Source organism: Streptomyces sp. NPDC111520, from assembly GCF_055635295.1.
The window spans coordinates 22,513-36,972 of sequence record NZ_JBVKBW010000030.1 but is presented as its reverse complement, the minus strand read 5'-3'; the positions used below and the strand labels follow the sequence as shown (position 1 = coordinate 36,972).

Below are 14,460 nucleotides of genomic sequence, written 5' to 3'. Positions count from 1 at the left end.
CCGCGTCACGGCCCTCGGGTCGCGTCGGCCCGGCCGCCCGCACCCAGGAGCCCGGTGTCGGTGATGTCGCCGCGCTGCTCCAGGGCGCCCATCGCGTGCCGGGCCCGCCGGGCCACGAGTCCCGGCAGGAGGACGCGCACCGCCTGGACGCCGCGCAGCCAGGGCTGCACGTAGACGGCGGAGGCACGGTGCTCGATGCCCCGTACGAGCCGCTCCGCCGTGGCCTCGGCGGTGTAGGTGCGGCTCGCCGGCCAGGGCAGGAGGGCACGCAGCTCGCGCATGGTCGGGTGGCACTCGGCGTCGCGGATCATCTCCGTGTCCGTCCAGCTCAGATAGGCGACGCCGACCGTGACACCGTGGTGGGCCACCTCCGCGCGCAGGGAGTGCGTGAACGCCTCGACGCCGGACTTGGAGGCGCAGTAGGCGGACATCAGCGGCGCCGCGCCCATGGCGGCGAGTGAGGAGACCTGGAGGTAGTGGCCGCGGGTCGTCAGCAGCTGCGGAAGGAAGGTGCGGGCGGTCAGGGCGCTTCCGACGAGGTTGACCTCGACGATCCTGCGCCAGGTCGCCATGGAGGAGTCGATGAAGGGGCCTCCGGCGGCGATGCCGGCGTTCGCCACGACCACGGAGGCGGGGCCGAACTCCTCGCTCACCTGGCCTGCGGTACGGCGCAGGGCGCATTCGTCCGTGACGTCGACGTACCAGGCCCGCGCCGGACCGGGCGCCGCCGCCGCCGCCGCCCGCAGTTCCGCCGCCTCGAGTCCCAGCAGGGCGACACGGGCGCCGCGTTCCGCGAGGAGATGCGCCACTGCCCGCCCGATGCCCCGGGCGGCGCCGGTCACCACGGCGGTACGGCCCAGCAAGGGCGGGGAGCGGGTCACGCGGGGCCTCCGTCCATGAAAGGAAATCGACAAAACCCCTATAACGACCGTAACCGAGGGCAGGAGACCAGGCGGTCGGGAAAGGCGACGAACCACCGGAGGGACCCATGGCAGTGCGGCACCGGCTGATCGAGGGCGCTCCGGAGGACGTATGGGCCGTCCTCTCCGACGCTACGCGCTACGGCGAGTGGGTCGTGGGTCCCTCGTCCTCCCGGCACGGGGACGGGGACTGGCCCGCGGTGGGCTCCAGCATCGAGTACACCGTGCTGTTCGGGCCGGTGAAGCTGACCGGCGAGACGATCGTCCGTATCTGCCGGCCTCCGCGGCAGCTCGAACTCGAGGCCCTCAGCGGATGGCTCGGCTCCGCGCGGATCGCTTTCGAACTGTGCCCTTGGGGACGGGACACGCTGGTGATCGTGGACGAGCACCCGCTGCGCGGCCCCGGCGGCGCACTTCACAACGCCGCGCTGGACGCCCTGCTCCAGGTCCGGCACCGCAGCATGCTCAGCCGGCTGGCCAAGGCCGTGGAGACGCACGGGACGCACGGCACGCACCAGGGCGAGGACGGCTGAACCGGGCCGGTGACGGGAGGCACGCCATGGCGGACGCGGTGGTGATCGGCGCGGGACCCAACGGGCTGGTCGCCGCGAACCTGCTGGCCGACGAAGGATGGAGCGTCGAGGTCCTCGAGGCCCAGGACGAGCCGGGGGGCGGGGTCCGCTCCGCGCGGGACGTCCACCCCGAGTTCGTGCACGACTTGTTCAGCTCCTTCTATCCCCTGGCGGCCGCCTCGCCGGTCATCCGCGGGCTCGGACTGCACCGTGAAGGCCTGCGCTGGAGCCACGCGCCGGCCGTGGTCGCGCATCCGCTGCTCGACGGCCGCTGCGCGGTGCTGCACCGGCGCGCCGTCGACACGGCCGCGGTCCTCGACGCGGAATCCGACGGCGACGGAGCGGCATGGCTGCGGCTGTGCACGGCCTGGGACCGCCTCGGCGACGACCTCGTCGACGCGCTGTTCACACCCTTCCCTCCGGTGCGGCCCGGGCTGCGGCTCGCGGCACGGCTGCGCGCGGGCGGGGGGCTGCGGATGGCACGCACGCTCGTACTTCCCGTGCGACGCCTGGGCGAGGAGGAGTTCCGGGGCGAACTGGGCGCCCTGCTACTGGCCGGCAGCGCGCTCCACGCCGACCTGGCGCCGGAGGCGGCCGGCAGCGGAGGCTTCGGCTGGCTGATGGCGATGCTGGGGCAGACCTACGGCTTCCCCGTGCCCGTCGGGGGTGCGGGAGCACTCACCGCCGCCCTCGTCGCCCGCCTCCGCCGACACGGCGGCACGCTCCGCTGCGGAACCCGGGTGACCTCGGTCGTCGTCCGCTCCGGGCGGGCGGTGGGCGTCCGAACCGCAGACGGCGACGCGGTGCCGGCGCGCCGCGCCGTGCTGGCCGACGTGTCGGTACCCGCCCTCTACGGGGTGCTGGTCGACCGGGACGACCTGCCGGCCCGGGTCCTGGAGGACCTGCACCGTTTCCAGTGGGACTTCGCCACCTTCAAGGTGGACTGGGCCCTGGCGGGTCCAGTGCCGTGGTCGGCTCCGGCAGCCGCGCAGGCGGGAACGGTCCACCTGGCCGAAGGGGTCGACGCGCTCACGCAGTTCGCCGCGCAGATCGCCATGGGGCAGGTGCCGGAACGGCCCTTCCTCCTGTTCGGACAGATGACCACCGCCGACGCATCCCGCTCACCCGCCGGGACACAGTCGGCCTGGGCATACACCCACCTCCCCCACCGTGTCCGCGGCGACGCGGGCGGAGCCGGGATCGCCGGCACCTGGGACCGGACGGACCGGGAGCTGATGGCCGACCGTGTGGAAGCGCAGGTCGAGCGGTACGCCCCCGGATTCAGGGCGCTCATCGAAGCCCGCCGCGTGCTCGCCCCGCCCGACCTGGAGGAGCACGACGCCAACCTCCACGGGGGCGCCATCAACGGTGGCACGGCAGCCATGCACCAGCAGCTCGTCTTCCGTCCCGTGCCGGGCACCGGGCGTCCCGAGACACCGATCGCCGGGCTGTTCCTGGCCTCGGCGGGGGCCCATCCGGGCGGCGGGGTCCACGGCGCACCGGGCGCCAACGCCGCGCATGCCGCGCTGCGCGCCCGTTCCCCCAGCCGCCTGCTCAGCAGGGCGCAGCGTGCGCTGGCCCGGCGCGGCCGCCTGGGCCGACCAGCCTGAGCAGCCGCGGCTCTCAGAGCTGGGTGCGGCGGGCACAGGCCGCCGTGACCTCGCGGAGGTTTCCGGTGCGGCGGAGGAGGTCGCGCTGGATCTGGGCGCCGTTGCCGGTCTTGAGGAGCGCGGCGAGGGCGTCCTGCGCGGGGATGAGGTCGCCGTTGTCCTCCAGCGCGTCGCGTACGTGGTCGAACAGGGCGCGGACGACGGCCTCGGCCGGGGCCGGTTCCCAGGTCACCGGGTGGAGCAGGCGGCCGCTCAGGCCCTCGCGGGCGGCCTGCCAGGTCGCCAGCCGCAGCGGCCCCACGCCCGGTCCCGACGGCGGCTCGCCGTCCCGCCAGGCGCGGGCCGCGGTCTCCACCAGCGCCCGCACCAGCGTCGCCAGCAGCGCCGTGCAGGACGCGTCCAGGCAGACGTCCGCCACCCTCACCTCGACGGTGGGGTAGGTGTGCGAGAGTCGGGCGTCGAAGTACACCATGCCCGGGTCGCGGAGCGCCCCGGTGGCGATCATGGCCCGCACCTGCTCGTGGTAGCCGGCCGCGGAACCGAAGGGCTCCACCGGGCCGGCCGACGGCCACCTGCCCCACACCCGGCTGCGGTAGCTCGCGTAGCCGCTGTCCCGGCCCTGCCAGAACGGCGAGTTGCCGCTGAGCGCCAGCAGCACCGGCAGCCAGCCCCGGACACGGTCCAGGACCGCCACGCCCTCCTCGTCGGACTCCACCGACACATGGACGTGGCAGCCACACGTCAGCGTCTCCTCGGCGGTCAGCCCGTACCGCTCACGCATCCACCGGTACCGCTCCCCGGTGCTCAGCGACGGGCTCACCGGCAGCGGGGACGTCGCCAGCGCCGCGACCGCCGCACCGGACCGCTCCGCGTGGCGGGCCGCCGCCGCGCGCCACCGTAGGACCTCGGCCGCCAGGTCCTCCATCCGCGACTGCGGCCGGGTGGCGAACTCCACCTGCTGACGCTGCAGTTCCTCCTCCAACACCTCGCCGGGAGCGCCGGGGTCACGGCGCGCCGACGCCAGCACCGCCGCCGACAACGCCCGCGGCTCGCCGGACTCCGCGTCCAGCAGCAGCAACTCCTCCTCCACACCCACCGTGCGCATCGCGACACTCCGTTTCCACGACCGTGCGGTGACCGGACCCCGGGGTCACCCGCGACACCACCAATTCGCCGGGCATCACCTCTGCTTCCCCGCCTCCGGGCTTCGATGCCCCTGAGGGTGACGGCCGCCGTCGCATCCGGACGCGCGATCCGACCATCAGAAATCATCATGTGGAGGTTTCAAACGGAATTGCCGCACTCGATATGCTGGCGGCATGGAGAAGGCCAAGAACGAGGAATGGCTCACCGACGACGAGCAGCGCGCCTGGCGGACCTATCTGGACGTGGGGACCCTGCTGCTCAACCAACTCGGACGTGACCTGGAACCGTTCGGCCTGACCATCAACGACTACGAGATCCTGGTGAACCTCTCGGAGTCGCCCGGCCACCGCATGCGGATGAGCGACCTGGCGCGCGCCACGCTGCAGTCCAAGAGCCGGCTGTCCCACCAGATCAGCCGGATGGAGAACGCGGGCCTGGTCCGCCGCGAGAACTGCGAGTCCGACCGGCGCGGGCTGTTCGCCGTCCTCACCGAAGAGGGCTGGCAGACCATGCGCGACGTCGCCCCGCACCACGTCGCGGCCGTGCGCGAGCACTTCATCGACCTGCTCCCCGCCGAGGACCAGGCGGCCCTCCGCAAGGCCCTCACCCCGGTCGTCGAGCACCTGCGCGCGGAACGCGGCACCACCTGAGGGGCCCCTGACGTAAAGCGTGACGAATGTCCGCGCATGTGGCGTTTCGGGGGCCGGTCCCGGGGCAGGCGACCGCGTGAGGGGGGTTCCCGTGAGTGCTAGGGAGTCGACCCCATGTCAACAGGGACACTTCTGGCGATCATCATCCCCGTGGTGGTGGTACTCGCCCTGATCGCGGTCGCGTCCACCCTCTTCATCCGGCACCGGCGCCTGAAGAACCGCTTCGGCCCGGAGTACGACCGGACGGTCGAGGGTGCCGACAGCCGCATGGACGCCGAGCGGGACCTGGCCGCGCGCGCCAAGCGTCACGACTCGCTGGACATCAAACCGCTGCCGAGCGGCGTCCGGGACCGCTACGCGCGGGAGTGGACGAGCGTCCAGGAGGAGTTCGTGGACCGGCCCGAGGACGCCGTGCACGACGCCGACAGCCTCGTGGCCTCCCTGATGCGCGACCGCGGCTACCCGACCGAGGGCTTCGACCAGCAGGTCAAGGACCTGTCGGTGGAGCACGGCCGGACCCTCGACCACTACCGGGCGGCCCACGAGGTCAACGACCTCAGCACCCGGCACGAGGCCACCACCGAGCAGTTGCGCGGCGCGATGGTGCACTACCGCGCCCTGTTCGACGAGCTGCTCACCGACGGCGGTGGGCGGCGCCACGCCCGGGCCTGACGCAAGGCCCGCACCCACACGTCACCTGGAAAGGCGGATCCGACATGGAACGCGAGCGCGTCTCCCGCGGAAGCGGCCTGGCCACCGAGGACCTGGCGGAGACCCACGCGCCTCCCGGCCCCCCGCAAGACCGTCCCGACACCGCGTCGAGGGCACCGGAGTACCCCGGCGAGAGCACCGGATCGCGAGGTGAACCGCCGCCCCCGGACGAAGCGGCAGGGGCTCCGCGGCAGGAAGCCACGGCGGACGAGGTCCCCGAACTCCTCAGCGGGCACGACGAGGAGGAATTCCGCGCCCGTTGGCAGCGGATACAGAGCGAATTCGTCGACGACCCGCGCGACGCCGTGCACGCCGCCGACGAACTGGTGGCGGACGTCATGCAGAAGCTGGCGTCGACGTTCGCCCAGCACAAGCAGGGCCTGGAAGGGCAGTGGACCCGCGGCGAGCAGGTCGACACGGAGGATCTGCGCACGGCGCTGAAGCGTTACCGGTCCTTCTTCAACCGACTGCTGACGACCTGAGGTCCCCAACACTGGGGCGCCGCCGTGACGGGCGACGCCCCACGTTGCGGCTCGGTCACGTCGGGACCTAGAAATCCTCCAGACCGGTTCCCCGCCGCTTCTCGCGCGGTCGGATCCCCTGTTCTTCCGCTCGCGGCTCCTCTTCCTCCTTGCGAGCGGCTTCCGTTTCGCGACGGGCCCGCTCGTCGGGATCCTGGTCGCCTTCCCCGCGGCGGTCGCGCTCCGGGAGTCCCATACGAATCCCCCAGACATGTGGAATGGGAATAAAATGCGTATTTCCCTACAAGATCCATGATAGGCGCAAGGGATCAGGGCAGGAAAGGTTGCGCGGTGAGAATGCGGCTTCAGCCGAGCTGAGGCGGTCGCCCCCGATCCTGCCCGGGCCCACCGCGTACACCCAGGTGCGGAGGTTCTACGACAACAGCCCCGCCGACGGCAAGACCATCCGCGCCGAGCAGCCGCTTCCCGGCGGCTGCCGAGCCACCGAGCCGCGGTCACCCCGTGACGATCCGGCTCTGCACGCCCGGAAGCCCCTTGTCCCACCAGTGCCCGTAGCGCCGGTAGACGGCCGGATCGCGATCGGCGAGCAACCCCCAGAGCTTGGCGGCCTCCGTGCAGAGGCCGTCCCAGGCGGCCTTGCCCAGCGTACGGAAAGCCGTCAGTTCCAGTCCGCCGCCGGTCGCCCGCCACACCCCGGCGACCTGCCCGTCGACGAGCAGACAGGGCAGCGTGTCGCCGTTGCGCCGCACGACCACCGGCCGGTACTCCTCCGGCACGACCCGGCCGACGCCGGTGTGGGCGAACAGGACGCTGTCCCACATGGGGAGCAGCCGCGGCGGCACCGGCGTGTCCTCGTCCGGGACGGTGGCGCCCGCGAGGTCGTACAGCGGCGTGCGGCCGGGGCCCGCCACCTGCGCCACCTCGTCGCCGAGGCCCTGCAGCGCCCGGGTGACGACGGAGCGCTGGAGCAGCGTGAACCGCGCGAAGTCCTGGGCGGAGCCGGGCCCGAACGCCCGCAGGTAGGAGAGCAGGAGTTGCCGCACCCCGGCGTCCGTCTCCTCCGGCGTCGGCGCGGGGACGGCCGCGGCGGCGCGGTAGGTGTTCGGCTGCGAGAACGACCAGGGGCCGCCGGCCGGCACATGGTGCGTCGGCGCGTACGTGCGCAGCGCCCACCACACCCGGTGGGCTTGCTCGCCGAACCGCGCCGTGACCTCGGCCTCGACCTCGGGGCCGGTGCGGGGCCGCGCGAGGAAGCCGGCGAGTTCGGGGAGGACCGCGTCGGCGTCCTCGGGGCGCAGCCCGGTCGAGCCGTAGCGCCGGTCGTACAGCCGGGACGCCCGCAACGTGCGCACCATGGCGGCGTGGTGGCCGGCGTGGTCCTCGGCGTGGACGGCGTGCAGCGTGATCCGCATCAGGGTCGACTTCACTATCCGGCCGTCCGCGAACGCCGCGTCCAGGTCCTCCGGGGCGAAGTCCCGCACGCGGTTCCACAGCGCCAGGTACGGCGAGGCCGGGCTCTGCGCCTGCAGCGCGCAGACCCGGCGCACCGCCTCGGCCACGTCGATGCGCCGGCGTTCGAGCAGGAGCTGACGGTCCAGGGTGGCGAGGGCGAGTTGCCGCGTGGTCAGGCTCATGGCCGGATCATGCCACCCGGGTCGGACAGGGCGTCCGGCCCGCCGCCCCGAATGCGCCGTGCATGCCGGCGCGACGGCGGGGCACACGCGGGGTCAGGAGGTTGAAGACATGGTTCCTTTGCTGCTTGTCCTGCTGCTGGCCCTGATCCTCTTCGGGGCGGGATTCGCCCTCAAGGCCCTGTGGTGGATCGCGTTGGTCGTCCTGGTGGTGTGGTTGCTCGGCTTCGTGTTCCGGGCCGCGGAGGGTGGCGGGCGGCGCCGCTGGTACCGATGGTGACCTGACGCACGCACGCAGCACGCCGGGGTGCCGGCCGCGGACCGCGGCCGGCACCCCGTTCGTCGTGGGCCGTTCGTCGAGGCGGCGTCATCCGGTCAATCCCCTTGCCGCAGCGGTTCTTGCCGTCCGGCGGGGTACACGGGGCACAGATGGCCGGAGCAGCCCGGCCCATGCCTGCCAGGAGACGCCGATGCGGGAGGACTGCCGCCTCACCGTCCGGGAACGCACGGCGCTCGACGGGATCGAGCGCCTGCTCCGCCATGACGACCGGGCCCTCGCCCGGCGACTGCGCACGATGCGCCTCCACCCACCCCTCCGGGAGGCCGCCGCCCGGTTCGCCCGATGGCCGCGGGCCCTACTGGTGACCTTCCTGGCCGGCACCACCCTCGCCCTGCTGCTGTCGGCCACGCTGACCACGTCCCCGCCTCTGGTGTGGGCGGGCACCGGCTCGTGGATCGTCACCCTGCTCACCGCCGCCTGGCCGGTGACGGGCGGCCGGCGCGTGCGCCGCGGGCGGCAGGCTGCGTGACGGCCTTCAGCCGGCGGACGGTGGCCGGGGGGCCAGCGCGGCGAGGACCACCGCCGCGGTCACCCCGGCCCAGGCGACGGGACCGAGCGGGGTGCAGCCGAAGAACTGGCTCACGCCGGGGGTCTGTATGACCGCGATGAGTGCCGCCGCCGAGCCGAGCACCGTGAGCCACACCAGGGGGCTGTGACGGCGGCCGGTCACGGTCTGGGTGAGCTGGGCGCCCACCACCCCGCACAGGGCCATGGTGCTGGTGCGCCGAGCACTGCCAGGGGTGACGGTGCCGGCCAGCCAGGCGATCGTGGCGCCGAGGGCGGTGAGGATCCCGCGGTGTCGGATCTGCCGGGCCAGGGGCGCGCCGAGGGTCCCCAGACCCAGTGGAGCGGTGCCGGTCCTCGCCGCATCCTGCTCCTGCGGTCCGGATGCCTTCGCCTCGGCTGCCGCGCCTGTGGCGCCTTGCGGGGTCACGGCGACCGCCATGGCCGGGAACATGTCGGTGAGCAGGTTGACCAGCAGGAGTTGTCGGGTGGACAGCGGTGAAGCACCGGAGACCAGCGTCCCGAGCAGTGAGAAGCCGATCTCGCCGGCGTTGCCTCCGATCAGGACGGTCAGTGCGTCGGCGACGCTGTGCCACAGGGCGCGGCCCTCGGCGACCGCCTCGATCAGCGCGGACAGTTCGTCGTTGACGATGACGAGGTCGGCCGCGTTGCGCGCGGCCGCGGAGCCGCGGACGGCTATGCCGACGCCGACGTCCGCGGCCCGGATGGCGGCGGCGTCGTTGGATCCGTCACCGACCATGCCGACGACCCGACCGGACTCTCTGAGGGCTTCGACGACCTGGAGCTTCTGTTCGGGCGCGACGCGGGCGACCACGCCGCAGTCACGGACGAGCGACGCCCGGCCGCCGCGGTCACGGGTGGCGAGATCGTCACCGGTGACGACGGCGACGTCCTCGGGCCAGCCGAGCGCGACGGCGACGGCCCGTGCCGTCTCAGGGTGGTCACCGGTCAGCATCACCGGCCGTACGCCCGCCTGCCGGAGACCGGAGACCAGGGGTGCCGCGTCCGAGCGGGGAGTGTCGGCCAGGGCGATGAAGCCGGTGAGCCGCAATGGATGGTCCTCCAGGGGGCTTTCCAGCGCGCGCTCGAACTCATCGGGCTCCAGGCGTCGTTCCGCCACGGCCAGTACACGCAGGCCCTCCGCCGCCAGCCTCCCGGCCGTCTGCGTGGTGGTGTCCTCGACGTCGGGACAGAGGGGCAGCACCACCTCCGGGGCACCTTTGACCACCAGCAGCGGCGTGTCCTGCGCGTCGTGCCCGGTGGCCGAGGCGTAGCCCCGGGACGCCTGGAAGGGCTGGGTGTCGCCGGGGGTCCAGTGCGGGTCGTCGTCGGCGGCCTCGAGCACCGCCCCGTCGGTGGCGTGGGCGTGGACGCCGTGGTCGTCGCCGGCCGGCGGGCAGGTACGGGCGGCCTGGCGCAGGATCGCGAGGCCCTCCGGGGAACCGGTCGTATGGTCGCCGCCGTCGGGAGCGGCGGTGCGGACCACGCGCAACCGGTTCTCGGTGAGGGTGCCGGTCTTGTCGAAGCACACCGTGTCCATCCGGCCCAGCGCCTCCAGGGTGCGCGGGGTGCGCACGAGCACGCCGTGTTCCGTCAGCCTGCGGGCCGCGGCGAGTTGGGCGACGGTCGCGGTGAGCGGCAGCCCCTCGGGTACGGCCGCGACGGCGACGGCGAGTCCTCCGGACACGGCCTGCCGCACGGGGGTGCCGCGCAGCAGTGACAGTCCGGTCACCGCGGCGCCGCCGGCGAGGGTGAGGGGGAGCACGGTGGACGTCAGTTCCCGGAGCCGGGCCTGCACGCCGGGCGCCGGCGGCATCCGTGCGGCGAGGTGGGCGGCACGGCCCGCCTCGGTGTCGTCGCCGGTGTCCACGACGACGGCGCGCCCTTGGCCGGCCACCACGGTGGCGCCCTCGAAGACCATGCAGTGCCGGTCGGGTACCGGCGCCCTGGGCGTGGCCGCGACCTGTTTGAGGGTGGGCAGGGACTCGCCCGTCAGTGAGGACTCGTCGACTTCGAGGTCCTCGGCCTCTAGCAGCCGCGCGTCGGCGGGAACCACGTCGCCGGTGTGGAGTTCGATGACCTCGCCGGGGCTGAGCCGTCCGGCCTCGACGGTGCGGGTGTCGCCGGTGTCCGGGTCGACGACGCGGCGCGCCTGCTGCCGTTGACTCACGGCCAGTGACGCCAGGGCCTGTTCGGCGCGCAGGCGCTGGATGCCGCCGACGAGTGCGTTGACGCCCATGGCACCGGTGACCAGGAGGGCGTCGACGGCCGAGCCCAGCAGGGCGGAGGCGGTGGCGCCGACGGCGAGCACAGGGGTGAGGGGGTCGTCCAGTTCGGCACGGACCGCGCCGGCCAGGCGTCCGGTGAACCGCAGGGGGGCGGCGGCGGGTGACGCGGCCACGGCCCGGCCGAGGCGCGCGGCCGCCGACGGTGCCCCGGTGGCCTCCTCGCGGAGGTCGCGCTCCGCCTCCCGCAATCGGCCCAGGACCTCGTGCGGTTCCAGGGCGTGCCAGGGCACGCGGGGCCGTGGCCGTGGCACGTCGTGGCGCAGGACGCGCCGTGCGCAGTGCCGGCCGTCGACGAGGGCCGCGGCGGCCGCCGCGTTGACCGGGCTGAGCCGCAGTCCCACCCGCCAGGCCGCGCGTCGTCCCCGCGTACCGCGGGTGAGCACCATCAGTTCCGACAGTGCCGCCCCTGCCTCGGCCAGCACCTTGGCGTGCCTGGCGGCGGCGCGGGAGCCCGGAACGGCGGCCAGCAGCCGCCAGACACCGCGGAGGTCGTCCAGGACGAGGGCGTCGGCCGCCCAGAGCACGGCACTGCCCGCGTCGACCACGGTCACGGCCACGTCGCTGCTCAGCAGTCCCGTGGCCACGTCGTCATCGGGTGTGGTTCCGGCCTCCACCCGTGCGACGGTGAGGACGGTGCGCTGTGATCGGCGGAGTTCACGCACCACCTCGGTCAACGGATCTTCCGGGGGCACGAGTTGGTCGGCGAGCGCGCCGAACTCCCCCAAGGTGCCGTCGTCGGAGACGACGACGTGCAGGCCCGCGCGGCGGGCGGCGTCGAGCACCGCCTCCGCCAGGGGGTCGACCTCCCGGCCGACGAAGACGCCGCCCACCTCGCGGTTGTCGTCGTCCAGGACGGTCATCCGTCCCGTACGGGTGCCGGGCGCGCTGCCAGGGACGGGGCGCAGCCGCACCTCCGGGGCGCCGTCCTGCTCGTCCTGTGCCCGGAGGGTGGCCGCGGAGGCGTGCCAGAGCCGGTCGTGGTCCCAGTCGCAGGCGGTGGGGCGGGCCTCCAGCAACGTGCGTTTGCGTCCGCTGAGGACGGAGTGGTGCAGCACGACGGTGTCGACCAGTTCCAGCTGCCGGATCCGCTCCATGTCGCGTACGAGCACCTTGCGTCGGGCAAGTCCGGTGCCCAGGGCCGCGGTGTACGCGACGGGCCCGTAGCGGGCGGCGCGCGGCGAGGCGGCCAGAACCGCCTCGGCGGCCTCGGCGCCGTCACGGGTGAAGGCCAGGGTCGCCGCGGCCCCCAGCAGCCCTCCGGTGACGGCCCGGTCGGCGTACCGCTGGGCGGGCATGACGTGCAGGCGGGGGCGCCGTACCTGTGGCGTCGGAAGACTGTGCCGCTCGGGGGTGCACAGCCGGTCGTGGACCTCGTCGAACAGCGCGGAACGAGCGACCGATTCGACGAGCTGACCCGCGCGCAGGGCCGCGTCCAGCACCAGGGCGGTCGGGGACTGCCCGAAGCCGTGCGCGGCCGCGTAGGCGGCCGAGAGGACCACGTCCGTGGCCGGTTCCCCAAGTCTGTCCTGGAGCCAGGACCGCGGTCGTGAGTCCTCGCGCAGTGCCGTGACGGCGGCGGTCACCATGCGTGGGGAGCGGTTGAGCCGCAGGACTCGTGCGGTCGTGGCGGTGGCGATGCCCGCCATGTCGCAGCAGAGGGCGACGGCATGCACGCGGGCGCCCGGGGCCCGCCCCGGGTGGCCGTGCTCCAGTGCCGGTTCCCCGGGCGGCTCCAACTGCTCGTCGTCGGCCAGTTCGGCCGCTCGCGCCGCCACGCTGTCGGCGACCGCGTCCTCGGCCAACTGCACGACCAGTGACGCAAGACCGCCGTCCCAGTAGGCGGCCAGGACTTCGGGATGCCGGGCCAGTGACGCGGCGACCCTGCGGCCGGCCGCCTCCAGTTGCCTGGGGGCGAGGGCGGATCCGGGACGTGGGCCCAGTGGGACGTGCAGTCGGCGCACGCCGACCCAGCAGCGTCCCGGGTTCATCGCCTGACGTGCGGCCCTGCCCAGCCGTACGGCGCCGCGCGAGGCGGTCGCGGCGCTGCGCACCGCCGCCCGCGCACCGGCGTCCGCCAGCGGAAGCACATGCCGCGCGACGTCGGTGGGGGCGGCCGCCGCGAGTCGCAGGCCCGCCACGGGGAGTCCGATGAGCAGCCCCAGCCCGGTCGCCGGCCTCATGCGGTGGCGGCCTTCGCCTTCTTGCCTTCCTTCGCCTTGGTCCGGCCCTCCTTGGCCTTGATCTTGGCCTTGCTGGGACCGCCCTCGGGAACCGGCAGCTCATCGGGCATCGTCATGGCGTCCGGTCCCTTCTCGGCCATCGGCGCCTCCCGCGTCTGCGGAGCGGACATGTGGCCCTGCGCGTGCGGGGCGGCCGGTACCCGGGTCTCCGGCGGGACCATGGAATCCTGCATGTCCGGTGTACCCGGGGCAGTTTGGGCCTCGGCCTGGTCCTGGAGCGGTGCCTTCCCGCGCCGCGCGGCGGAACGCTGCTGCGTCAGCCACACCGCGGCGGCTCCCGCAGCCGCCACCGGCCACTCGACGACTCCGGCGACGCCGAGGAGTCCCGCCCCCGTGTACGCGGCGACCCGTCGTGTCTGCGGCGAGACCACGCCCACCGTGTCCAGCACACTGTCGAACGCCCCCTTGACGGCCTCGGCACCCGGCACCCGCTGCGCGGTCGACCTCATCGTGTCCAGGGGATGCGCCACGGCCTCCATCACGGCCGACGACGAATTACGACCACTTTCATCCATTTTTCTCACCTCATATACGTGCTGCCCAGAAATGCGGAGCCGAACAGTCCGGTCCCGGCGGCGAGCCGCGGGGCCGCACGATGGAAGGACAGGCACCAGCCCGTCGCTCCGGAGGCACGCCATGGCGGCCGAGAACCCTGTCCGCGTGATCGTCTTCGACGTCAACGAGACCCTCAGCGACCTGACGCCGCTGGGCGGGCGCTTCGAGGAGGTCGGCGTGTCGCGGGACCTGCTGCCCGCCTGGTTCGCCGCGGTCCTGCGCGACGGCTTCGCACTGACGGCCGCCGGCGGGTACGCGGACTTCACGGAGATCGCGACGGAGAACGTCCGCGTGCTGCTCACCGCGTCGCCGGGCTGGAGCGGTGACGCGGAGGACGCCGCACGCCACGTACTCGAGGGCTTCACCGAACTCGCCGTGCACCCGGACGTACCCGACGGCGTACGGGAACTGCGCGCCGCCGGCTACCGGCTGCTCACCCTGACCAACGGCTCGGCGGCGACCACCCGGCGCCTGCTGGACGGTGCCGGCTTGCTGGAGCACTTCGACGCCCTGCTGGACGTCTCGGGGTCCCGCTGCTGGAAACCGGCGGCGGCCGCCTACCACCACGCCGTCGACCGGGCCGGTGTGCGGCCCGAAGAGGCGCTGCTCGTCGCCGTCCACCCATGGGACGTGGACGGTGCGCGGCGAGCCGGACTCGCGAGTGCCTGGCTGCGCAGGGGCACGGCCCACTACCCCGCCTTCATGACACGGCCGGACCGTGAGGCGGCGAGTCTGCCGGATCTCGCCCGCGCCCTCGGCGAGGCGGCCCACTGACGTCCGGCGGGGCTCC

At 73.8% G+C, this 14,460-nt stretch carries 13 protein-coding genes; 8 read left to right on the top strand and 5 right to left on the bottom strand.

What is annotated here, in order from left to right; translation table 11 throughout:
• Positions 1-5: 5 nt before the first annotated feature.
• Positions 6-881 (bottom strand): SDR family oxidoreductase, encoded by an 876-nt coding sequence (locus ACZ7MY_RS39680; RefSeq protein WP_499610368.1) that lies wholly within the window; start codon positions 879-881, stop codon positions 6-8.
• Positions 882-988: 107 nt separating this feature from the next.
• Between ACZ7MY_RS39680 and ACZ7MY_RS39675 the strand changes: the two genes are divergently transcribed.
• Together ACZ7MY_RS39675 and ACZ7MY_RS39670 are read left to right on the top strand one after the other, a co-directional pair.
• Entirely contained in the window at positions 989-1,453 is a 465-nt protein-coding gene (locus ACZ7MY_RS39675) for an SRPBCC family protein (RefSeq protein ID WP_499610365.1), read from the top strand.
• 26 nt (positions 1,454-1,479) lie between these two features.
• A complete protein-coding gene (locus ACZ7MY_RS39670) occupies positions 1,480-3,102 on the top strand; it encodes a phytoene desaturase family protein (protein WP_499610363.1) in 1,623 nt (540 codons plus the stop codon).
• 13 nt (positions 3,103-3,115) lie between these two features.
• Here the strand turns inward: ACZ7MY_RS39670 and ACZ7MY_RS39665 are convergent, their stop codons facing one another.
• Complete coding sequence (locus ACZ7MY_RS39665; RefSeq protein WP_499610361.1) at positions 3,116-4,207, bottom strand: glutamate--cysteine ligase; 1,092 nt, start codon at positions 4,205-4,207, stop codon at positions 3,116-3,118.
• A 214-nt stretch (positions 4,208-4,421) separates the two neighbouring features.
• Here ACZ7MY_RS39665 and ACZ7MY_RS39660 point away from each other — a divergent pair, with 214 nt between their 5' ends.
• The 3 genes from ACZ7MY_RS39660 to ACZ7MY_RS39650 all read left to right on the top strand — a co-directional run bounded on the left by ACZ7MY_RS39660 (position 4,422) and on the right by ACZ7MY_RS39650 (position 6,091).
• Positions 4,422-4,898 carry a MarR family winged helix-turn-helix transcriptional regulator gene (locus ACZ7MY_RS39660; RefSeq protein WP_499610358.1) on the top strand — a complete coding sequence of 159 codons (477 nt, stop codon included), beginning with the start codon at positions 4,422-4,424 and terminating at the stop codon, positions 4,896-4,898.
• Positions 4,899-5,012: 114 nt separating this feature from the next.
• Positions 5,013-5,570 carry a hypothetical protein gene (locus ACZ7MY_RS39655; protein ID WP_499610356.1) on the top strand — a complete coding sequence of 186 codons (558 nt, stop codon included), beginning with the start codon at positions 5,013-5,015 and terminating at the stop codon, positions 5,568-5,570.
• A 44-nt stretch (positions 5,571-5,614) separates the two neighbouring features.
• Entirely contained in the window at positions 5,615-6,091 is a 477-nt protein-coding gene (locus ACZ7MY_RS39650) for a hypothetical protein (RefSeq protein WP_499610354.1), read from the top strand.
• 494 nt (positions 6,092-6,585) lie between these two features.
• On the opposite strand, the gene ACZ7MY_RS39645 is transcribed toward ACZ7MY_RS39650, so the two are convergent.
• Positions 6,586-7,725 carry a winged helix DNA-binding domain-containing protein gene (locus ACZ7MY_RS39645; protein ID WP_499610352.1) on the bottom strand — a complete coding sequence of 380 codons (1,140 nt, stop codon included), beginning with the start codon at positions 7,723-7,725 and terminating at the stop codon, positions 6,586-6,588.
• Between the two features lie 109 nt (positions 7,726-7,834).
• Here ACZ7MY_RS39645 and ACZ7MY_RS39640 point away from each other — a divergent pair, with 109 nt between their 5' ends.
• Positions 7,835-8,002 carry a hydrophobic protein gene (locus tag ACZ7MY_RS39640; RefSeq protein WP_245939318.1) on the top strand — a complete coding sequence of 56 codons (168 nt, stop codon included), beginning with the start codon at positions 7,835-7,837 and terminating at the stop codon, positions 8,000-8,002.
• 190 nt (positions 8,003-8,192) lie between these two features.
• Complete coding sequence (locus ACZ7MY_RS39635) at positions 8,193-8,531, top strand: DUF3040 domain-containing protein (protein ID WP_499610349.1); 339 nt, start codon at positions 8,193-8,195, stop codon at positions 8,529-8,531.
• Positions 8,532-8,537: 6 nt separating this feature from the next.
• On the opposite strand, the gene ACZ7MY_RS39630 is transcribed toward ACZ7MY_RS39635, so the two are convergent.
• Together ACZ7MY_RS39630 and ACZ7MY_RS39625 are read right to left on the bottom strand one after the other, a co-directional pair.
• Positions 8,538-13,055, bottom strand: coding sequence for a cation-translocating P-type ATPase (locus tag ACZ7MY_RS39630; RefSeq protein ID WP_499610346.1), 4,518 nt, complete (start codon positions 13,053-13,055; stop codon positions 8,538-8,540).
• Positions 13,052-13,585, bottom strand: a complete 534-nt coding sequence (locus ACZ7MY_RS39625) for a hypothetical protein (protein ID WP_499610344.1) — start codon at positions 13,583-13,585, stop codon at positions 13,052-13,054. The genes ACZ7MY_RS39630 and ACZ7MY_RS39625 overlap by 4 nt, the downstream gene beginning before the upstream one ends.
• Positions 13,586-13,775: 190 nt before the next feature.
• Between ACZ7MY_RS39625 and ACZ7MY_RS39620 the strand changes: the two genes are divergently transcribed.
• Positions 13,776-14,444, top strand: coding sequence for a haloacid dehalogenase type II (locus ACZ7MY_RS39620; protein WP_499610342.1), 669 nt, complete (start codon positions 13,776-13,778; stop codon positions 14,442-14,444).
• Positions 14,445-14,460: the final 16 nt, after the last annotated feature.

Excerpts from the sequence above, each read along its gene's own strand:
- ACZ7MY_RS39645 (WP_499610352.1), bottom strand. The coding sequence starts at position 7,725 with ATGAGCCTGACCACGCGGCAACTCGCCCTCGCCACCCTGGACCGTCAG.
- ACZ7MY_RS39660 (WP_499610358.1), top strand. The coding sequence starts at position 4,422 with ATGGAGAAGGCCAAGAACGAGGAATGGCTCACCGACGACGAGCAGCGC.
- ACZ7MY_RS39675 (WP_499610365.1), top strand. The coding sequence starts at position 989 with ATGGCAGTGCGGCACCGGCTGATCGAGGGCGCTCCGGAGGACGTATGG.
- ACZ7MY_RS39655 (WP_499610356.1), top strand. The coding sequence starts at position 5,013 with ATGTCAACAGGGACACTTCTGGCGATCATCATCCCCGTGGTGGTGGTA.
- ACZ7MY_RS39650 (WP_499610354.1), top strand. The coding sequence starts at position 5,615 with ATGGAACGCGAGCGCGTCTCCCGCGGAAGCGGCCTGGCCACCGAGGAC.
- ACZ7MY_RS39640 (WP_245939318.1), top strand. The coding sequence starts at position 7,835 with ATGGTTCCTTTGCTGCTTGTCCTGCTGCTGGCCCTGATCCTCTTCGGG.
- ACZ7MY_RS39670 (WP_499610363.1), top strand. The coding sequence starts at position 1,480 with ATGGCGGACGCGGTGGTGATCGGCGCGGGACCCAACGGGCTGGTCGCC.
- ACZ7MY_RS39635 (WP_499610349.1), top strand. The coding sequence starts at position 8,193 with ATGCGGGAGGACTGCCGCCTCACCGTCCGGGAACGCACGGCGCTCGAC.
- ACZ7MY_RS39665 (WP_499610361.1), bottom strand. The coding sequence starts at position 4,207 with ATGCGCACGGTGGGTGTGGAGGAGGAGTTGCTGCTGCTGGACGCGGAG.
- ACZ7MY_RS39630 (WP_499610346.1), bottom strand. The coding sequence starts at position 13,055 with ATGAGGCCGGCGACCGGGCTGGGGCTGCTCATCGGACTCCCCGTGGCG.